The 18,432-nt window shown below is 58.9% G+C and carries 21 protein-coding genes; 5 read left to right on the top strand and 16 right to left on the bottom strand.

From position 1 onward, the window contains the following. Nucleotides 1-62: 62 nt before the first annotated feature. Nucleotides 63-1,232 carry a bifunctional phosphopantothenoylcysteine decarboxylase/phosphopantothenate--cysteine ligase CoaBC gene (coaBC, locus tag OOF89_RS12220; protein ID WP_266076514.1) on the bottom strand — a complete coding sequence of 390 codons (1,170 nt, stop codon included), beginning with the start codon at nt 1,230-1,232 and terminating at the stop codon, nt 63-65. Between the two features lie 33 nt (nt 1,233-1,265). Next, complete coding sequence (locus OOF89_RS12215) at nt 1,266-3,185, bottom strand: ABC transporter ATP-binding protein (RefSeq protein WP_266076512.1); 1,920 nt, start codon at nt 3,183-3,185, stop codon at nt 1,266-1,268. Nucleotides 3,186-3,322: 137 nt separating this feature from the next. Here OOF89_RS12215 and sugE point away from each other — a divergent pair, with 137 nt between their 5' ends. Then, entirely contained in the window at nt 3,323-3,646 is a 324-nt protein-coding gene (gene sugE, locus OOF89_RS12210; RefSeq protein WP_266076510.1) for a quaternary ammonium compound efflux SMR transporter SugE, read from the top strand. 204 nt (nt 3,647-3,850) lie between these two features. On the opposite strand, the gene OOF89_RS12205 is transcribed toward sugE, so the two are convergent. Together OOF89_RS12205 and OOF89_RS12200 are read right to left on the bottom strand one after the other, a co-directional pair. Beyond that, nucleotides 3,851-4,594 (bottom strand): FAD-dependent oxidoreductase, encoded by a 744-nt coding sequence (locus tag OOF89_RS12205; protein WP_266076508.1) that lies wholly within the window; start codon nt 4,592-4,594, stop codon nt 3,851-3,853. 76 nt (nt 4,595-4,670) lie between these two features. Further along, on the bottom strand, nt 4,671-4,940 hold the full coding sequence (locus OOF89_RS12200; protein ID WP_266076506.1) for a C2H2-type zinc finger protein: 270 nt from the start codon (nt 4,938-4,940) through the stop codon (nt 4,671-4,673). A gap of 169 nt (nt 4,941-5,109) precedes the next feature. Between OOF89_RS12200 and OOF89_RS12195 the strand changes: the two genes are divergently transcribed. Beyond that, nucleotides 5,110-5,640 (top strand): SRPBCC family protein, encoded by a 531-nt coding sequence (locus tag OOF89_RS12195; protein ID WP_266076503.1) that lies wholly within the window; start codon nt 5,110-5,112, stop codon nt 5,638-5,640. A 233-nt stretch (nt 5,641-5,873) separates the two neighbouring features. On the opposite strand, the gene OOF89_RS12190 is transcribed toward OOF89_RS12195, so the two are convergent. From OOF89_RS12190 to OOF89_RS12180, 3 genes are all read right to left on the bottom strand, one after another. Beyond that, nucleotides 5,874-7,220 (bottom strand): alkaline phosphatase family protein, encoded by a 1,347-nt coding sequence (locus OOF89_RS12190; protein ID WP_266076500.1) that lies wholly within the window; start codon nt 7,218-7,220, stop codon nt 5,874-5,876. 85 nt (nt 7,221-7,305) lie between these two features. Further along, nucleotides 7,306-8,316: a DHH family phosphoesterase gene (locus OOF89_RS12185; protein ID WP_266076498.1), complete on the bottom strand. Its 1,011-nt coding sequence runs from the start codon at nt 8,314-8,316 to the stop codon at nt 7,306-7,308. Between the two features lie 264 nt (nt 8,317-8,580). After that, complete coding sequence (locus tag OOF89_RS12180; RefSeq protein WP_266076495.1) at nt 8,581-9,114, bottom strand: inorganic diphosphatase; 534 nt, start codon at nt 9,112-9,114, stop codon at nt 8,581-8,583. Nucleotides 9,115-9,329: 215 nt separating this feature from the next. Between OOF89_RS12180 and OOF89_RS12175 the strand changes: the two genes are divergently transcribed. After that, on the top strand, nt 9,330-9,686 hold the full coding sequence (locus OOF89_RS12175; protein WP_266076493.1) for a PadR family transcriptional regulator: 357 nt from the start codon (nt 9,330-9,332) through the stop codon (nt 9,684-9,686). Here the strand turns inward: OOF89_RS12175 and OOF89_RS12170 are convergent. Both OOF89_RS12170 and rnhA read right to left on the bottom strand, forming a co-directional pair. Further along, nucleotides 9,667-10,248 carry a DUF7108 family protein gene (locus tag OOF89_RS12170; RefSeq protein WP_266076490.1) on the bottom strand — a complete coding sequence of 194 codons (582 nt, stop codon included), beginning with the start codon at nt 10,246-10,248 and terminating at the stop codon, nt 9,667-9,669. The two genes, OOF89_RS12175 and OOF89_RS12170, sit on opposite strands and share 20 nt — an antisense overlap. Continuing rightward, nucleotides 10,241-10,834, bottom strand: a complete 594-nt coding sequence (rnhA, locus tag OOF89_RS12165) for a ribonuclease HI (protein WP_266076487.1) — start codon at nt 10,832-10,834, stop codon at nt 10,241-10,243. Before rnhA ends, OOF89_RS12170 begins: the two co-directional genes overlap by 8 nt. Nucleotides 10,835-10,962: 128 nt before the next feature. On the opposite strand from rnhA, the gene OOF89_RS12160 reads away from it, so the two are divergent. Beyond that, entirely contained in the window at nt 10,963-11,928 is a 966-nt protein-coding gene (locus tag OOF89_RS12160; protein ID WP_266076485.1) for a transcription initiation factor IIB, read from the top strand. On the opposite strand, the gene OOF89_RS12155 is transcribed toward OOF89_RS12160, so the two are convergent. Next, on the bottom strand, nt 11,925-12,182 hold the full coding sequence (locus OOF89_RS12155; RefSeq protein ID WP_266076483.1) for a hypothetical protein: 258 nt from the start codon (nt 12,180-12,182) through the stop codon (nt 11,925-11,927). The genes OOF89_RS12160 and OOF89_RS12155 overlap by 4 nt on opposite strands. Nucleotides 12,183-12,507: 325 nt before the next feature. Here OOF89_RS12155 and nreA point away from each other — a divergent pair, with 325 nt between their 5' ends. Next, nucleotides 12,508-13,767, top strand: a complete 1,260-nt coding sequence (gene nreA, locus OOF89_RS12150; RefSeq protein ID WP_266076481.1) for a DNA repair protein NreA — start codon at nt 12,508-12,510, stop codon at nt 13,765-13,767. Nucleotides 13,768-13,832: 65 nt separating this feature from the next. Here nreA and corA read toward each other — a convergent pair whose 3' ends face one another. From corA to OOF89_RS12120, 6 genes are all read right to left on the bottom strand, one after another. After that, nucleotides 13,833-14,813 carry a magnesium/cobalt transporter CorA gene (gene corA / locus OOF89_RS12145; protein WP_266076479.1) on the bottom strand — a complete coding sequence of 327 codons (981 nt, stop codon included), beginning with the start codon at nt 14,811-14,813 and terminating at the stop codon, nt 13,833-13,835. Continuing rightward, on the bottom strand, nt 14,810-14,980 hold the full coding sequence (locus OOF89_RS12140) for a hypothetical protein (RefSeq protein WP_266076478.1): 171 nt from the start codon (nt 14,978-14,980) through the stop codon (nt 14,810-14,812). Before OOF89_RS12140 ends, corA begins: the two co-directional genes overlap by 4 nt. Before the next feature lie 51 nt (nt 14,981-15,031). Further along, nucleotides 15,032-15,667 carry a DUF6517 family protein gene (locus tag OOF89_RS12135; RefSeq protein WP_266076477.1) on the bottom strand — a complete coding sequence of 212 codons (636 nt, stop codon included), beginning with the start codon at nt 15,665-15,667 and terminating at the stop codon, nt 15,032-15,034. Nucleotides 15,668-15,751: 84 nt separating this feature from the next. After that, nucleotides 15,752-17,242: a cysteine--tRNA ligase gene (gene cysS / locus OOF89_RS12130; RefSeq protein ID WP_266076476.1), complete on the bottom strand. Its 1,491-nt coding sequence runs from the start codon at nt 17,240-17,242 to the stop codon at nt 15,752-15,754. Nucleotides 17,243-17,285: 43 nt separating this feature from the next. Next, nucleotides 17,286-17,783, bottom strand: a complete 498-nt coding sequence (locus OOF89_RS12125; protein ID WP_266076474.1) for a DUF7523 family protein — start codon at nt 17,781-17,783, stop codon at nt 17,286-17,288. Nucleotides 17,784-17,858: 75 nt separating this feature from the next. Continuing rightward, on the bottom strand, nt 17,859-18,425 hold the full coding sequence (locus tag OOF89_RS12120) for a DUF7524 family protein (protein ID WP_266076473.1): 567 nt from the start codon (nt 18,423-18,425) through the stop codon (nt 17,859-17,861). Nucleotides 18,426-18,432 lie beyond the last annotated feature (7 nt).

Raw genomic sequence — 18,432 nt, 5'->3', positions numbered from 1 at the left:
TAAGATTCGAGTGCAACCACGGGTGAACGCGCTATCACTCTGGCGACGAGGTGTCGAGGGCGTTACGAGTCGTCCATAAGCTCCTCGGCGAGCTCGGTAGCGACCTGCAATCCGAGTTCCGTCTTGCTCCCGCTGTACGTTCGAACGCTGTTTTCTCGGACGAACAGCGTTCTCGTCTCGTCTTCTCCCATCACGCTCGCGTCGTTTGCGACGACGAACGAGCACCCTGCACGGGCAAGCGTTTCGCGGGCTGCAGTCACCATCGCCGAGTCGTCCCCACTCGTCTCGGCTTTGAAGCCGACGATGGGGAGACCCGGATAGTTCCCGCGAACCGTATCGATGAGTTTCCGCGTCGGTTGGAGATCGAGTGAAAGGTCCTGTCCGGATCGAATCTTTTCGCTTTCGACGTCAGCCGTATAGTCGCTAATTGCCGCGACTGAAACCAGGGCATCCGCCGGAAACGCCGTGATGAGGTCGTTCACGGCGTCCGTCATCTCCTCGGCGGTTTCGACCTGTACGCCGGTCGCGTAGGGAACGTCCGGCGCATCGTGGACGAGCGCGACGTTTGCGCCCGCGACGTAACAAGCACGAGCAACTGCTCTGCCCGTCTTGCCGGAGGAACGACTGGTCAGCACTCGCACCGGGTCGATGGGTTCGCTCGTCGCGCCGCTAGTTACGACGACGCCCTTTCCGGCGAGCGGTTGGTCTCCGGTCGCTCGGGCGACATCCAGTGCGATCATATCTTCGGTAGCGATTTTCGCCTTCCCCTCTTCGATTCGCGGTTCGACGAAATCGACGCCCCACGATTCGACGCGCTCGATAGCATCGAGCACGCCGGGATGGTCGTACATCGGTTCGTGCATCGCCGGAGCGATGACGACTGGAACATCCGCGCCGAGGGCGGTCGTCGCGCAGGTCGTTACCGGCGTATCGTCCACCGCACTCGCGATTTTTCCGACCGTATTCGCGGTCGCTGGTGCGATGAGGAGTACGTCAGCCCACTCGTCACGGCCACAGAGTTCGACGTGTTCGACCTGCCCTGTGATTTCGGTCACGACCGGGTTGTCGGTCGCGAATTCGACCGCCCAAGGGTGGATAATACCTCGTGCACCCTTCGACATCACGGCCCTGACGTTCGCGCCTCGCCTGCGAAGTTCGTGTGCTAACTCGACTACTTTCACCGCCGCGATACTTCCCGTCACCCCCAACGCCACGTTCACTCCGGTGAGCATTACCCGCTACTGGGTACGGTATCCCGTAAAAGGTCACGGGTTCGACCCGTAGGTCGGCTGACTGGCACTCGCCCGTCGTGATGCTTCCTCCACGAACTCCTCGGAGAGTGCGTCTATTTCGCCCGCCTGCACCCGCCAGAGGTCCGCATACAGACCGTCATTGTCGAGCAGTTCCTCGTGGGTCCCCCGCTCGACGATCTCCCCGTCTTCGACGGAGAGGATGGTGTCCGCGCCTTTCACGGTCGAGAGGCGATGGGCGATAATGAACGTCGTTCGGTCCTCGGTGAGGCGGTCGAGACTACGCTGGATAAGCATCTCCGTTTCGGTGTCCACCGCGCTCGTCGCTTCATCCAGTACGAGCAGTTCTGGATCGGCCAGAATCGTCCGTGCGATCGAGATTCGCTGGCGCTGGCCACCGGAGAGTTTCACGCCGCGCTCGCCGACTCGGGTGTCGTAGCCTTCGGGAAGGTTGGTGACGAACTCGTGGGCTTCCGCAGCCTTCGCGGCGGCGACGATTTCCTCCTCGCTCGCATCGAACGAACCGTATTCGATGTTCTCCTTTACCGTTCCGTCGAACAAGAACGTGTCCTGTCCGACGTAGCCGATATGTTCGCGGAGGCTTTCGACCGTGAGGTCACGAACGTCGGTTCCATCGACCCGGATTTCTCCAGCCGTTACGTCGTAGAGGCGCGGCAGGAGTTTACAGATCGTGGATTTTCCGGCACCGGTTGGCCCGACAAGGCCGACGGTTTCGCCGGGGTCTGCGGTGAACGTTATATCGTGTATGACGCGCTCGCCGTCGTCGTAGGCGAAATCCACGTGGTCGTACTCGACTCTGCCTCCGACGGAATCGAGTGCGGTTGCGTCCGGACTGTCGGTGATGGTGGGCGGAATCGACATGAGGCCGAAGATGCGTCTCGATGACGCCTTTGCGTCCTCGTATCTGTCCACGACTTCGCTCATCTGCGTGAGCGGTTCGACCATTCGCTGGGTAAGGAGGAGGAACGTAACGAGTTGACCGACGAAGAGTGTTCCCGAGAATCCCAGCGGCGGGTCGGAAAGAACCCACAATCCACCGGCGATGAAGGTCGCGATGAAGGCAACGGAGGTGAGAAGTTGCAATCCCGGGCGATAGATGAAATTCATCCGGAGGGCCTTCCAGTCGCGTTTGAAATATTCGTAGGAAGCGCTTCGAACTCGGTTGCCCTCGAAATCCTCGGTTCCGGCGGTTTTGATGACTTCGACGCCCGCGAGGTTATTCTCCAGACGGGTGTTCAAGTCCCCGACCGACGAGCGGATATCCGCGTAGAACGCTTCGACCCGTCGCATGAACCACCATGTGAACAACGCCGCGATGGGGATGACGGAGAGGGTGACCAATGCCAACTGCGCGTTGATGGTGAAGAGAACCCACCCGATTCCGATGATGAGAACGAAGAGTTGGATGGCGCTCCCCATCATATTGTCGAGGAACAGTTCGAGGCGATTCGTATCGTTGTTCAGGATGCTCATGAGTTCGCCCGTCTTGTGGTCGTCGAAGAACTCCATGTCGAGTCTCTGCATCCACTGGTACGTCGCCGTCCGAACTTCGTGTTTGACCCGGTGTGAGAACAGGTTCAAACTGGACGAGCGCGCGAAGTTGCTCAAGGCGGCGAGAACCATCGAAGCAGCCATGATTTCTGTAGCGAGCAAAAATTGACCCATCGTCGTCTCCGGAATCCATGCGTTCGGGACGAGAGGGAGTGAAAACGGTCGTGTGTCGTCGAAAATGGAATCCAGTGCAACGCCGAGGACGACCGGTGGAATAAGGGCGAGAAACCGAGCACTCAGGCTCGTGAGAACCCCGATGACGAACCAGTGGAGGTGGTCGTCCCCGTACTCGGTGAAGAGCCGAAACATCGGCCGTTCTACCGTTTCTCCCAACTCGTCCGGATCTACCCCATCGTCACTCATCGTTCTCGACACTCATTTCGTAGACGGTTCAGAAGGATTTGATAAAGAAACTTGGATCTCGGCAGGGTGGGAGCACGACCCGAAAGGCCGAGCGTGAAAACGCAACGCATTCCCCACATCCCTTCGAAAACGAACCGATGTCGTGGAAGATTCTGCTCGTCGCCGGGGTGTTCGAAGTCGCGTGGGCCATCGGATTGGAGTACTCCGACGGTCTCTCGAAGTTTTGGCCCTCCGTTGCGACGGTCGTTGCACTCGTCGTCAGCATGGTGTTGTTGGCGAACGCTATCGAGACGCTCCCCGTCGGCACTGCCTACGCGGTCTGGACCGGTATCGGTGCGGTCGGTACCGCAACCCTCGGTATCGTGCTCTTCGACGAACCCGCCGAGTTAGTCCGGGTCGCCTTCATCGGGGTCATCGTCGTCGGCATCGTTGGTCTCCACGTCTCCTCCGGTGGCCACTGAGTCAGGGAGGGGATCGGTGACAGAACCGAATCAAACGAATTGGGCGCGCGGTGAAATGGCGGGGAGGACGGCGTAATCTCTGCGAAATCGCGAATGCGAACGGCACGGCCGCGGGCAGACATCCGAGTCGCCGTCGCCATCTCTTGCACGCGCCGAAGGGGAAGGTGCTATTTTCCGAAGTCGGGTTTCGCTCCGCCTCGTCCCTTACTCCATCCTCTCTACGAAACTTGGATGCGGCACTGGCGTCTCGTCCTCCCACTCCTCGACGTACTTTCGAAGTCGGTCGTGCGCCCGGCGTGCACGGCGTTGGCGTTCGTCCTCCGATATCTCCTCACAGCCGACCGGTACCTCGCGGTCGCGGTTGGTGAAGTAACCCTCCGGGGCGACCCAATCGTGGTAGAACTCGGGGTCGGCGTCGTGAACCACGGTAATTCCGACTTGCGACCCGTGGCCCGCGGAAACGATCGCTTGGTGATACTGCCCGGCGAGTCGTCCCGCGGCGTAGAGCCCTTCGACGCCGGTTCGTCCCGTTTCGTCCACCGAAACGTACTGCTTGCTCCCGGCCTGCTCGAATTCGAGGTCGAGTCCGTCGAGATACGACGAGTCGGACCACGATGCCGCGACGACTCGCTCCGCGTCGATGGTTTCGTCGTCCGTTTCGATGACGAACCGGGTGTCATCGCCGTCCTCTGCGCGGCGTACATTTGGTACCTTGGCATCGAGGCGGGTGCATCCGGCGCGTTTTGCCTGCTCTTCGAGCATTAGACAGAACAGTCGCGAGTCGATTCCGGCGGGAAAGCCGGGGAAGTTCTCCAAAATCGCGTTCCGGTAAAGGATGGAAACACCGTCGTTGACGATCAACGTGTCGAGGTCCGCGCGGGCGGTGAAGGTTCCCGCGGAGAGTCCCGCGACGCCACCGCCGACGATTACGACGTCGTAGCGTGTCATGGTCGGCAGTTCCCTGTGAAGGAGTATAAAATAGCGGTGTCGGCAAGCGGTTCGAGAGACAGTGGTGCCGTCTGGGTTACGAACCGTCCTCGTCGGGACGAACGTCGGCGTCGCTCTCGGACGGCCCCGCGGCCTCGGATGGTTCCGCCGCCCCCGGAGAATCGTTCGTTTCTTCGGTGATAGAACCGGTCGAACCGCTGGCATCCGACCCTGCGGCGGCGGCGTCTTCGCTCTCCTCGTTCGGCGCGACATCGTGAGCCGTCTCCATGTGTTCGTTCAACTGCGCTCGTTGGTCGAACGACTCGTCGCATTGCTGGCACGCGAACTCCTCGCTTGATTCCGTCATATGAATCGATCGTTGCGCCAGCATTGAAAGGGTTCTACTGGCATATGCAACCCCGTTTCACGCCGCTGGTTCGAACCGATGTTTTTCGAACGAACCGAACTGACAGGACCGAAATTACCGGATGTCGTTCGCCGGAATGTTTACTTTCAGCCACGCAAAACCGAACGGTGTGGATTCAGTCGAACTCAGCACCGTCGTCTACGTGCCGCCGGAGGAGGCCTACGAGTTCCTCATCGACTTTCCGGGCTATGCGAACTACTCGAAACACCTCACCGGCGTTACGCGCCAAGGCGAGGGTGGACCGGGCACGGAGTACGATATTCATCTGAAATGGTGGAAAATCCAGTATACGGTGCGCTCCGAGGTGACCGAACTCGACCGCCCGAACCGCATCGACTGGAAGATAATCAAGGACATCCACGCCCACGGCCACTGGCGGGTCGAGGAAGTCCCCGAGGAGGCTCCCGAAGGGAAAGACACCGCCTCGCGGGTGTGGCTGTCCATTCAGTTTGACGCGGATTCGGCGGATTCCGGGATGCTCGACCTGCCGATGTTCGTCTCGATGGGATGGGTGGTGAACAAGGTAAAGCCGCTCGTTTTGCGGGAAGCCGAAACCGTCGTCGAACGAATCGTCGCGGATTTGGAAGGCGAACCGCGCGACGTAACCCTCGAAATTCACGACAAACCGGATTCGGTCTGAGTGTTGCGTTTCGACTCGTTCGACCGGCATCGGCATCGTTTCCGTCCGTATCGAACGCGACTGTGACGACTAGCAGCAGGACACCGACCCTCTCGATCGTTCGTCTCGGGATTCGTCGGAGGGAATGAAACAAGTCTGCGAGCAATGATCGGAGTCGTGTGGCTGTGTTCACTCGATACACACCACCGTCGCAGTCGCTCCGCGAACGTGTCTCCAAAAAACGAGTCGAGATTCTACGCCAGACTTCGACCGTCGAGTTCGCCCGCGGAATACTCGACTTCCATCAGGTCGAGGATGGTCGGTGCGATGTCGAGCAGGTCCGTGTCTTCGGGAATCGTCACGTCCGAGTCGTCAACGAACAGCGACGCGTTGTCGAAGCTGTGCATTCCGTTTCGTGGGCCGACGCCGAACACGTCGTCGTGACCCTTGAACCCGGCTTTGAGGTCGAAGCCGTAGTTCGGGATGGCGACGAGGTCTGGTGCGATGTCCTCGTGGTCGCCGTGGAAGGCGTCTTCCTTCTCGACGACTTGGGCACAGACCTTCTCGCCGTTCGGCCCTTCGAGGCCTTCGAGCATCTCCTTGAGTTCGTCTCGTTTTTCCTCGTACTCGTCTTCAGGCACGCTTCCACGTGGTTCGCGACCTTCGAGATTGATGTAGAATCGGCCCGGAATGAGCGAGTAGGCGACGGTGTCGTCGGCGATGTCGCCGAGTTCTTCGTGGTCGTCGTCCTCGTAGGAGAGCCATCCCTCGTTTTCGAGCCACTGGTTGAAGTGAACCTCGTGGTCGAGACTGGTGAAGCCGTGGTCGCTGGCGACGACCATGGTCACGTCGTCAGCGAGCGCGTCACGAAGCTTTCCGAGGTATTCGTCCACCTTCTTGTAGAAGTCGATGAACTCCTGTTTGTATTCGCCATCCTCCTCGTAATGTTTGTAGAGGAAGTGGTTCACCCGGTCGGTGGTCATGAATACGCCGAAAAACAGGTCCCAGTCGTCCTGTTCGATGTAGTGGCGGAACGCCTCGTAGCGCGCTTTGAGCGTCTCGTGGGCGTTCTCGATGAACTCGGATTTGTCCTCTTTGTGCCCCAGTTTTGCGTTCGCATCGATGCGATAATCGATGGAATTCAGATAGTTTCGCAGTTCGTCAGGGTACGCCGCCTTGTCCACGCCGGGGGAGAGGAATCCCGAGACCATCCGCTGGACGTTCCGCTGTGGCGGGAACGTCACTGGGACGTTCATCACCGTCGCGTTGCGACCCGAGTCCGCGACACGATCCCAGAGTCGAGTCGCCTGGACGTCCCGACCCATCGGGACGTACGTGTCGTAGGACCCGACCTCACGGTCTTGGAACCCATACACACCCGTTTCACCGGGGTTGACGCCGGTAGTGAGGGCTGGCCAGCAGGCGGAGGATTCGGGCGGGACGATGCTGTTTATCGCTCCGGCGCTCCCCTCTTTCGCGAGTGACGCAATGTTCGGGAACTCCGAGGCGTTGTCTTTAAGAAAGCTGTACGGCACGCCGTCGATACCAAAGAAGGCTACCCGGGGCTCGTCATCTCCACGGAGCCTATCGAAGAGACCCATACGCGGCCTTACCACAGGCGACTACAAGAACCTTCGTTTCCGTGTTATTCACTCCCGAACCTATGTTCATCTGAACACAGTAACCCTATACACTCTCGAACGCGGTGAACAACGCTTTGCGCGTACTTACGTCGATGAGCGAATCCAACGTCGTGGCGTGTTCCCCATCGACTTGTGCGAAGATTCCCAACGGGACACGGGCGGTTGCGGAATCCGTGTTTCCGCCCGTCGTTTCGCTCGTGTCGAACGCACATCCGAGGATGTCCACCGCGCTGGTTCGAACGTCCTCCGCGCGACAGGAGACGACGATGGTTTCCTCGTGGATGCCGAACACCGCCGCTGTCGAGACGCCCTCGAGTCGAAGAAGGGAATCAGCGGCCTCCTCTAACGCGCTAACGGAAGGAACGACACCGACGTTCGTCACGGCGAAACTCGCCCGACGTTCCCGGTTCGCGATCGCCTCCCCGAGCACATCGAAGGTATCGCCGCTGACGCCCGGCGAGCGCAAATCCTCGATACGCCCGAGATCCGCGAACGCATGGAGAAATCCGGCGGCGTCGTAATCGTTTTTCCCGTTTGCCCGACGAAACTCCCGCGTTCCGGCGCGAATACCGTACAGGAGCGCCGTGGCGACTCGTTGGTCGGGGATGAGTCCCGAGTCACGGGCCAGTTTGATGACGACGGTCGAGGTCGCTCCATCGTCAGTACGCGTGATGGTCAAAATGTTCTCCTCCGCGGTCGGCCGGTGGCGGATGACGCCGACGACCGGCGGGTTGTTCGAGAGCCGTGGAACAGCCCCCCCACCACCAACTGCGATCGCCGCATCGCAGTTCCGAAGCCGTTCGCCCCGCTCGTCGATGGTCGTCAAACCGACATCGAAGATGTTACAGAACGCCTTACTGTCCTCACCCGTCACCTCGCCTTCCGCGGCGATTCGCCCTGCGACGCCCCAGTCATTACAGAGTGCCTGTAAACCGACAGCCGCGGCGAGTGAATCGATACTCGCGCCCTCCGGAACGACGAGTGCGATTCGGTTCTGTCCGGCAACCGTCTCCTTGAGCGAGTCGATAGGTGCTTCGTCGGTCGTGCGACGCAACGTACCGAAACTGGACGGCGTAGAGGATGCCACCGCCGGAAAGGACTAACAGCAGTGCAGTGAGCACGACGAGGTCGTTTTCGGCGAGGAATCCGGTGGGCATTGGTGTCGCATGTTCGTGTCCAATAATATCAATTCCCGGATGGATTACTGTAGCAGTTATAAGACATCTCCGAACGGATGTCGCTAACGGACGGGCAAACAGCCGGTAGACGACCGTATCTCGAAAAGAGGCGATCGAACGAAATCAGGTCTGAACGCCGGTTACGCGAAGTTCTCTTCGTACAAGTCCTGTGCGTGTTCGATAGCGTCGAGTGCGGACTGTTTGTCCTCCCAGCCCTGTGTTTCGACTTCCTTGCCTGCTTCGAGGTTCTTGTACGTCTGGAAGAACTCGTCGATCTCGTCTTTCTGCTGTTGCGTGATGTCGTCCACGTCCTCGATGTGGTCGAAGCGTGGGTCTTCGATGGGGACGGCGATGACCTTGTCGTCCTGCTCGCCGTCGTCGTCCATCTTCATGAGGGCGACGGGACGGACTTCGATGACGCAGCCGGGGAACGTCGAGTCCTCGACGAGGACGAGCACGTCGAACGGGTCCTCGTCGTCGTAGTACGATTGCGGGATGAACCCGTAGTCACCGGGGTAGTGGACGTTGCTGTGGAGCACGCGGTCGAGCATGACACCGGGGATGTCCTTGTCGTACTCGTACTTGTTCCGGTCGCCTTTGAGACACTCGACGACTGCGTAGATTTCTTCAGGGGCATTCGGTCCTGTTTCCAGGTCTTCCCAGAGATTCGTCATGGGTCGTTTGCGACTGCACAGGAAGACCAAAAAGTCCTTTCGGCATCGATTCAAACCGACCTCTGTCGCTCGATCGATCACCAATAAAAACGAAACACACCTCCGTAATCGACTGGTGGTATTCCACAGTAAAATCGAGCGAAAGCGGAGAGAAACACCAAGAAACTTGAGAAGGGTTAAATATCTCGGTTACATATTTCGTCCTGTCAAAGCCAATGTCAGAGGCACAAACACTCACCGAAAGCAGTACCGCCCGCGACCTCACCGCCTTCCAGCGGAACATCCTCATCGTCCTCACCGAGGAGCCGATGTACGGTCTCGCTATCAAGCGCGAACTCGAAAACTACTACGACGAGGAAGTGAACCACGGCCGTCTGTATCCCAACCTCGACACGCTGGTCGAACGGGGACTCGTCGAGAAGAGCGAGCTCGACAAGCGAACCAATCAGTATGGTCTGACTAACGACGGTCTCGAAGCGGTCGAAGACTCCTTCGCATGGTCGCTCTCGAAATTCGTTACGAACGAGGAGCGCGCGGAGCAGATTCGTGCACTCATCGAGAAGCACAGCTAACACTGTTGAACACGAGTTCGACCGACCGTTCAACGACCCTTTTTTGTTCGTCCGTCGGCCAGGCGTTCCGTCGGAAATACTCCGTACAAAACTCGGTCACCTCTGCATCGGTCGCCGATTCTACCTGCCGGGCGTAATGGTTGCTCATGAAGTCAGCAAACGCCTCGGCGTTCGCGCCGTGAACGTCGCCGTGTTCGTCCCGCACTGTTTCCGCGACGGCTCGGTTGTGTGCGTCGATTTCGTCCCAATCGTCCGGGTCCCCGGGGCCATCGAGCGGGATTTCGATCGCCCGTTCCGTATCGTCGATTCGTTCGACTCGAATCGCTTCATCGTCGAGCCATTCGTCGGGATGGAGAACGAGGACGGTTCGAGTATCGTCGTCCCGCACCCGCGCCACGAAATCGTATTCTTCGAGCAGTTTGTCGCGCTCGTCACGGTACGTCTCGGCCTCGTCGCCCTCTGTATCGCGTGCGAGGTGGGTCAGCCGCTCCGCCGCTTCGACGGTTTCGGTCGGCAGCTCGCGGTCGTCCTGTGGTCTCGGTTCGTCTGGCAGATCAACCATCGTCCAACGCCTCGTTTACGAGTTTGTCCGCGCGCTCGTTTACCTCCCGCGGAACGTGCTTGAGCGACCATTTGTCGAACCCATCGAGGAGTTCTCGGACGCGGACGCGCCGCTCGCGGAGTTCGGGATCGTTCGTCTTCCACGCGCCTGTCACCTGTTTGACCGCGAGTTGTGAATCCCCCTTCACGTCCACGGAGTCGAACCCATAATCGCGGGCGGCTTCGAGGCCCGCGATGAGTGCATCGTATTCGGCTTGGTTGTTCGTCGCGCGGCCGATACGCTCGTTACCCTCTCCGGCGATGCCATCGCTGGTGACGATAACCCAACCGATGGCCGCCGGGCCGGGATTCCCGCGACTTCCACCGTCGAAGTAGAGATAGGCGTGCCCGCCCGAATCGCGGAGCAGAGCTTCGATGGATTGTGGATTCGCACCCTGAATAACGAGTTTGTCGTCGTAGGCGATGGCGACAGCGTCGTCGTATCTGGCTCGCCAGTGCTCGTACTCGGTTTTGCCGTCCGAGATGACTACTCCGGCGTCGGCGAGCGTCTGGCGTGCCTCGTCCACGTCACACTCGATGACTGGCATTGGAACCAACTCGTTTGTGAGCGAGTAAACACGTTCCGATGCGCCGGGAAATATGTCACCGGTTGTCAAGTATATATGGCTTTTGCCCAAGGGTTTAAGTGAATCGAAGTTACTACTATAAAAGTGCGATGACACGGTCTACTCGCCAGCGTGAGCGCCAACTTGAAGGGGAGCAAACGGCGAATGAACGAGAGGGAGAGCGTGCTTGTCCTGAATGTGGGTCCGACAATTTAGTAAAGAGCAACGACCGCTCCGAACTCATTTGTGACGACTGTGGGTTGGTCGTCGAAGAAGAAAAGATAGATCCAGGTCCGGAATGGCGTGCGTTCAATCATCAGGAGCGCCAGCAAAAGTCTCGCGTGGGTGCACCGACCACGCAGACGATGCACGACAAAGGACTGACGACGACGATCGACTGGAAGGACAAAGACGCCTACGGTCGTTCTATTTCTTCGAAAAAGCGCAGTCAGATGCACCGACTCCGCAAATGGCAGGAACGTATCCGAACGAAGGACGCGGGCGAACGCAACCTCCAATTCGCCCTTTCGGAAATCGACCGAATGGCGTCCGCACTCGGTGTACCGCGCTCGGTACGGGAAGTCGCGTCCGTCATCTACCGACGGGCGTTGAAAGAGGACCTGATTCGGGGGCGTTCCATCGAGGGCGTCGCGACGAGCGCGCTCTACGCCGCCTGCAGAAAAGAGGGGATTCCGCGGAGTCTCGAAGAGATTTCGGAGGTTTCCCGTGTCGAACGAAAAGAAATCGGCCGAACGTATCGCTACATCTCACAGGAACTCGGCCTTGAGATGAAACCAGTGGACCCGAAAAAATACGTCCCTCGGTTCTGTTCCGAACTCGAACTCAGCGAAGAAGTCCAGTCGAAGGCGAACGATATCATCGAAACAACCGCCGAAGAAGGCTTGCTCTCGGGTAAATCTCCGACGGGCTACGCCGCCGCCGCGATTTACGCCGCGTCACTTCTCTGCAACGAGAAAAAGACACAGCGTGAAGTCGCAGACGTTGCGCAGGTGACTGAAGTCACCATTCGAAACCGGTATCAAGAACAGATCGAAGCGATGGGAATCCACAGCTAACCTCGTTCACTTTTTAGTCGGTCCGCTCCCCTGAGCGCCTGCTGTTTTCCGAGCATCAGTTCGGTATTCGTGTTTGCTGTGTGTAGACATCCACTGAACACCCGTTCACGTCGCCGCCCCGCATGCCGTCCGCGATCCAGTAGATGGAGGATAACCCAGAGCAGTGCAACCACCGCGGTGCGGAGTCCGTCGAACGGGAACAACGCTGCGGACGCGGTGACACCGAACGGGGAGAGGACCCCTGCGAGGAGCACCGACCAACACTGCAACGACCAGGAGGATGGTTCCCTGTTCGAGCGTGAAGTTCGTCAGGGCGAGCACGGCCGCGAGAAGTGCCACGACAGCGTACTGCGGAATCGAACACGAGACGTGTCGACCGACCCATCAATCGCCAATCCGTCCGTTGGACGGGAAGACGAAAGCTCACTAGACAACACCTCGGTCTCCCCGGGTAGTGCTCACGTGCTCCCGTCCGTTACGAGAAAAATAAAGGATCGGCGGTCGTGCAGCGACGGAACACAGCGGAATCCTCGTGCGGTGTCCGAACGTTGAAGCCACTCCCATCCGTAGTTCGAGCGAATGCGGTTGGACGAGTACATCGACGACCTGCGGCCGGACGAGGAGCAGCGCCGCCGCCGTCTCGCCGAGGAGAAGTCCTACGAAATCCTGGATTACGTAGACGACTTCGAAGACCGATTTTCCGAGGTCGCACAGGGCGATTCGTTGTTCGGAAGCACTTCTCCTTCGGTGTTCGTCGGCCGGTCCTCGTATCCCAACGTCTCGACGGGGATCCTCTCGCCCGTGGGCGAAGAAGAGCGCGCGTCGGAGTTCGCCACGAGCGGCGACTGGTACCAGCGCGGCCTCGACATCGACAACGTCCTCCAATACCGAACTGGCCTACTGAATTCGAATCGTTCCGCGAAGGTCAACGTCGAGGATGTGTGGGACGGATTCGTCGGTGTCCAGCGTGAAATCGCCATCGCCGACCGCCCCGTGGACGTGGAAATCGGTCTCAGCGAAAAGCTGGATTTGGACGTAAACGTGGACGATATCACGACCCCCACTGGACCTTCTGCCCGCGCGTCCTCGGCAAACCTCACCGAAAACCCACACGTTCCGCGCCCGGTAAAAAAGACGCTGGAGGACGACGACTGGCAGGCGCAGGGGGCGATGACGTATCTCTATCGGAGAGGGTTTGACGTATACGACATCAACAACGTCCTCTCTGCTGGCGCACTCGGACAAGGGCGAAACCGAAAACTCGTCCCGACTCGCTGGTCGATTACGGCGGTGGACGACACGGTCGGACAGTATCTCCGAGGTCGAATCCGGAACGCCCCGAGTATCGACGAGACACAGGTGTGGGTAAACGAATATATGGGCAATCGCTACTGGGTCGTCCTCGCGCCGGGGCAGTGGGAGTTCGAACTGGTCGAAATGAAAGCACCGGGGAGCATCTGGAACCCCTCTCAGACGGGTGACATCTGGATGGGAAGCGCCCACGAAGGGTTCGAAGGGCGAACGAACTACGTCGAGGAGACGGCCGGTGCATACTATGCCTCCCGATTGGGCGTACTGGAGCATCTGGAAGACATCGGTCGGCAAGCCAAAGCCCTCGTTCTCCGGGAGGTCAGCGACGACTACTGGGCACCCGTCGGCGTCTGGCAGGTTCGCGAAAGCGTCAGGAACGCGTTCGATGGTGAGTTCGGCGAATCCGAATCGTTCCACACTGCGGTTCGAAACATCGTCCCCGAACTCCCGATTTCGATGAACACGCTTCGTCGAAAATCTGAGATGGTATCCGGCGTCCAAGCCAACCTATCGGATTTCGGTTTGTAGGGGAATCACATCGTTCCGACCGCGTGAGCCGTATCCATGAAAACCACAGTTCGAGACGTTTCTCGTCACAACCAGCCTTCCTGCCGGAAGTACACCACCAAAATAACGGTTACGAAGAGCATTCCGAACATCACGGCGGGATAGCCGAACGTCCAACCGAACTCCGGCATGTTGTAGGGACTGTTCTTGAAGTTCATGCCGTACAGTCCGACGACGAACGTGAGCGGCAGGACGATGGTGGCTACGACGGTGAGCTTTTTCATCACCTCGTTAGTCGAAACGGAGAGCGAGTTGAGATAAATGTCTCGTGCGCCGCTCGCCAAATCCCGGTAGGTTTCGGTCAAATCCACGAGTTGAAACAGGTGGTCGTGAACGTCGCGGAAGTATTTCTCCGTCTCGGGATGTACCATTTCCGAGTCACCACGGGCGAGATAGCCGATCGCCTCCCGCGTCGGCCACGCGAGTTTTCGAAAGGAAAGTAGCTCCCGTCGGACGTTGTTTATCGACTCCAACGTCTCGATACTCGTGTCGGTGATGACCGTATCCTCTACGTCCTCGATTTTGGTTTCGATTCGGTCGAGAACGTCGAAATAGCCATCGACGACACCGTCGCAAACACGGTAGGCGGCGTAGTCAGAACCCCGTTCGAGGATGCGCCGTTCGCCGTCCAGTGCAGTTTGCCAGACTCGTTCCACCGCCTCGATAGTGTGCTCCGAGAGGGTAACGATCCAATCATCGCCGATGAATACGCCGACCGGTCCGGCGCGAATCTCCTCCCGGAACGTCGTGTCGCCACGGACGAGCGTAGCCGTCTTGAGCAAGAGGAAGGTGTATTCGTCGAACTCCTCCGTTTTCGGTTGCACGCCGTCCCGGATGTCCTCGAGGGAAAGGTGGTGGATGTCGAACACTTCGGCAACGCGTTCGAGTTCGAGTGGTTTTGCTTCGCTCGCACGCACCCAGACCGTTCCCGGTTTTTGATGGGCGACATCGAGGTCGCTGAACGTCTCGACGGTGCTATCACCGAATGCGAGCGCCTCGACGGTCACCGCGGTTCACCTGGATTCGTCGCGTTGGCGATAGCAACCAGCGTGATTCCGACCATAACGCCCGTGATCGAGAACGCACGGCCGGGATACGGTGTACTCACGCCGACTAAATAGCCCACTAGACCCAGGTTCGTCAGTGCGACTCCAGCGACGAGGGGGAGATTCATGGGGTGAATACCCCAGCGAGAAGAAAAAATGTTCCCCGCGGATAGTTCGAGTTACTGTTCGTGTTCGACGCCTTCGATGAGTCGGTAGATGTTTTCGGATTCGTCTAACTGCTTTGGATATACGCCCATCACCACAACCACATCCTCACCGTGTTCGACTTTCGTGACGTGAATGTTGACCTCGATGCTCGCACCGTTCGACCGCGCAGTGGCAGAGAACGTCGAAACCGTGGTTTCGGTGCCGAGCATGGTCACGTTCTTCGTACCGGTTTCCCGAATGTCGTCGACGTTTTTGTATTTCGAGACGAACTTCTCGACCAACTGCTTGTTGCTGTAGCGCGCGATCGGATTGATCGGCTTGTCCGCGACTTCGAACGTCGGACTGCTGAGTACCGTGACCTTCGCGACGGTTCCCTCGGCTATGCCCGAGATGCCGATGGATTTCTCGTACTGCGTGACCCAGTTGGTCACTTTTACCTCACGGCTCTCCCCCGCGACTTCGAACGACCGCTTGGTCTCTACCTGCTTTTCGCTTGCCTTCGTGTATCCTGTGTCCGAAAGCGCCCCGTCGCCGACGGTCGCTTTGTTGGCGCTGAATGCCAGCGTATCTCCGAGAATAAACCCGAGACAGCCACTCGTGAGGACGAGTACTGCGAGAAACGTGCCAGCGAGTAGTTTGCGTGCCATGTCGAAATCCAGTACACAATCCCGCCGTATAAAACCGACGACTGTGGGTTTGACTGTCGAGATGTGGGGAGAGGGTCCGGATGGCTACGGAAGCGTAAATGATGGACCAGAATCGGTATCCTGTACTTCGACACCCAATGCTTCCAACTCGTCTCGAAGTTCGTCGGCACGCTCGTAGTTGCCCGCACCGCGTTCCTGTTCTCGCAGATCGAGGACGAGTTTCACGATGTCCTCTGCGAGTCGCACGTCGCCACCCGTGTCGCCGCCGAACGCGAATCCAAGGACGTCACCGCCGAGCTCCTCGAACGTTTCGACGGCCTGTCTGAGACCGTCGTAGTCGTACTCGTCGTAGTCGTCCACGTGGCGATTGACTGCCGTCACGAGTTCGAGCAGGGCCGCCAGCGCGCGACGAGTGTTGAAGTCGTCGTTCATCGCCGATTCGAATTCGGCACGAGTCGTTTCGAGTTCCTCTCGCAGGTCGTCGTCTTCGACTTTCGTCCGAGCGTTCGGACTGTCGAGTGCACCCACCGCGCGTTCGTACCCACCGGATAGTCGCTCCCACCGGTCGACTGCTTCGTCAACCGTCTCGTCGTTGAACGTCTGCCGGTTGGAGTAGGCGGTCGAAAGCAGGAACATCCGAACCGCGTTCGGGCCGATTTCGGACATCGCGCCGCGAACCGTGGAGTAGTTTCCGAGGCTCGAACTCATCTTCTCGCCGTCGGTTTCGAGCAACCGGACGTGAAGCCAGTAGCGGGCGAACTGGTGGCCGGTGGCGGCCTCGCTCTGTGCGACCTCGTTTTCGTGGTGGGGAAAGACGAGGTCCTGTCCACCGACGTGGATGTCGATGGTTTCGCCGAGATGTTTCATGCTCATCGCCGAACATTCGATGTGCCATCCCGGACGACCTTCGCCCCACGGCGACTCCCACGTCTGACCGGATGGGTGGGAGACCGCATACTCCGTGTCGGAGTTTCTGTGTTCTTCGATAGCTCCTTCGCTCACGCCGTCCGCTTTCCAGAGGGCGAAGTCGGCGTGATTGCGTTTATCGCTTTGCTGATCGGAGTCATCATCCTGTGTTTCCATCTCCTCGACCCGCTGATTCGAGAGTTTTCCGTAGTCCTCGAACGTCGTCACGTCGAAATAGACCGAACCGTTCGATTCGTAAGCGTACCCTTTCTCCACCAGCGTTCCGATGAGGTCGATGATCTCCGGAACGTGCTCGCTGACCCGCGGGTAGACGTCCGCCCGCTTTAGGTTTAGATCGCGCATGTCGCGAATGACCTCCGTCATGAAGGTGCGAGCGACTTCGGCCTCGTCGTCGCCGAGGTCGTTTTCTCCTGCACGTGCGGTGATCTTTTCGTTCACGTCGGTGAAGTTCTCGACGTGGCGCACATCGTAGCCGAGGTGTTCCAACCAGCGATGCATCACGTCGGTATGTATCCAGCCCCGGGCATGACCGAGATGTGCGTAGTCCGAGACGGTCAACCCACAGTAGTAGAGGAGAACCGAATCGGGGTCGCCCGGTTCGAACGGTTCCCGCTCACCTGAAAGGGTGTTCGTTACGGAGAGTGTCATACGAACGCATAGAATCAGCAACCGTTTTAAATCGTCGGAAGCGTCATCGTCCGCCGAAGTCCGGCACCGAATCGAGTGCATCTTCGACTCCTCGAACGGCGTTCGCACCGTCCCGTCGCTCGACGACCACGACGAGAGACTCCTCGGCGACTGCGGCCGCGATGACCGAAATATCGTCCGTTACGAGTCGTGCGAGGACGTGTGAGAGAGCTGCCGCATCGACATTTCCGGCGGCAATCACCGCGGTAAGTGACCCCGAATCCGGGGTAAATCCGGCATCCCCAACGACGAGCAGCGGGTCGTCGTCCGCCATTCCGAGCCCGCTCTGCATGACGACACGAACGTCTCGCCTCTCGGCGTGGAAGTCCGGAACGTCGTCCGCAAACCGGGTCAGTGCAGTCGAAATCGCGTCGGTGTCGTCGCCAACCTCGTCCGAGAGGAATCGGGCAGTGGCGGTGTAGTTCAAAATGCCAGCGCGGAGGGCAGAGTAGAGAAACGGCCGACTCCGAACCGCCTCCCGTGTTGTTTCGGCAAGTGACATTATCGACGTGCACGAAGGGAACGTGCAAAAGGAATGCGATTACCGAAACGGTATATCGGTGTCCCGGGGGCACGATTACCGCGTTAGAAAGTACGTTGCCACGCCGAGACCGATCATCACCACGAGGCCGCCGAACAGCGCAACGCCGTTATCGACGAGGAATCCCGCGCCGACCACGAGCACCAGTGCAAGAAGGCCGAGAATAACGAGCGGCAGGTTCTTCAGGGTGTCAGACTGCGTCGATTTCCGTCCCCGCCTCGAGTCCGTGGGGCGACTCCCCTGCGGTTTCGAGAGTGCCTCGTCTACCGGAATCGACCTGCTTCGTTCCTCGGGTTCGAGGATATTCGTGTCCACGTAGGTCGTTTCGGCCCCGTAACCGGTGACGATTTTGAGCTTTCCGGTAGCAGGCGCATCGTGGACCGTCACAGGGACGTGACGGATGTCTTTGGCTTTGACATAGTGGTTCGTCGCACCGAGCGACGCGACTTCCGAGAGGTCGTCGTCGAGATGAAGATGGGCGTGGATCGGTGCCCCGTGGTTTTTGAGCGCGATGGTGAACGAGCCGTCGGTTTCGAACGACTGCGCTACGTCGATATGATGGATGCCATCGCGATTGATGTGAACCGATACCGTCTCAGACACGATACAA

This window comes from Haladaptatus caseinilyticus (genome assembly GCF_026248685.1).
Lineage (GTDB): Archaea > Halobacteriota > Halobacteria > Halobacteriales > Haladaptataceae > Haladaptatus > Haladaptatus caseinilyticus.
The sequence above is the reverse complement of the archived record's forward strand: the minus strand, read 5'-3'. Positions and strand labels throughout refer to the sequence as shown.

Excerpts from the sequence above, each read along its gene's own strand:
- coaBC (WP_266076514.1), bottom strand. The coding sequence starts at position 1,232 with ATGCTCACCGGAGTGAACGTGGCGTTGGGGGTGACGGGAAGTATCGCG.
- OOF89_RS12215 (WP_266076512.1), bottom strand. The coding sequence starts at position 3,185 with ATGAGTGACGATGGGGTAGATCCGGACGAGTTGGGAGAAACGGTAGAA.
- sugE (WP_266076510.1), top strand. The coding sequence starts at position 3,323 with ATGTCGTGGAAGATTCTGCTCGTCGCCGGGGTGTTCGAAGTCGCGTGG.
- OOF89_RS12205 (WP_266076508.1), bottom strand. The coding sequence starts at position 4,594 with ATGACACGCTACGACGTCGTAATCGTCGGCGGTGGCGTCGCGGGACTC.
- OOF89_RS12200 (WP_266076506.1), bottom strand. The coding sequence starts at position 4,940 with ATGACGGAATCAAGCGAGGAGTTCGCGTGCCAGCAATGCGACGAGTCG.
- OOF89_RS12190 (WP_266076500.1), bottom strand. The coding sequence starts at position 7,220 with ATGGGTCTCTTCGATAGGCTCCGTGGAGATGACGAGCCCCGGGTAGCC.
- OOF89_RS12180 (WP_266076495.1), bottom strand. The coding sequence starts at position 9,114 with ATGACGAATCTCTGGGAAGACCTGGAAACAGGACCGAATGCCCCTGAA.
- OOF89_RS12175 (WP_266076493.1), top strand. The coding sequence starts at position 9,330 with ATGTCAGAGGCACAAACACTCACCGAAAGCAGTACCGCCCGCGACCTC.
- OOF89_RS12170 (WP_266076490.1), bottom strand. The coding sequence starts at position 10,248 with ATGGTTGATCTGCCAGACGAACCGAGACCACAGGACGACCGCGAGCTG.
- rnhA (WP_266076487.1), bottom strand. The coding sequence starts at position 10,834 with ATGCCAGTCATCGAGTGTGACGTGGACGAGGCACGCCAGACGCTCGCC.
- OOF89_RS12160 (WP_266076485.1), top strand. The coding sequence starts at position 10,963 with ATGACACGGTCTACTCGCCAGCGTGAGCGCCAACTTGAAGGGGAGCAA.
- nreA (WP_266076481.1), top strand. The coding sequence starts at position 12,508 with ATGCGGTTGGACGAGTACATCGACGACCTGCGGCCGGACGAGGAGCAG.
- OOF89_RS12140 (WP_266076478.1), bottom strand. The coding sequence starts at position 14,980 with ATGAATCTCCCCCTCGTCGCTGGAGTCGCACTGACGAACCTGGGTCTA.
- OOF89_RS12135 (WP_266076477.1), bottom strand. The coding sequence starts at position 15,667 with ATGGCACGCAAACTACTCGCTGGCACGTTTCTCGCAGTACTCGTCCTC.
- cysS (WP_266076476.1), bottom strand. The coding sequence starts at position 17,242 with ATGACACTCTCCGTAACGAACACCCTTTCAGGTGAGCGGGAACCGTTC.
- OOF89_RS12125 (WP_266076474.1), bottom strand. The coding sequence starts at position 17,783 with ATGTCACTTGCCGAAACAACACGGGAGGCGGTTCGGAGTCGGCCGTTT.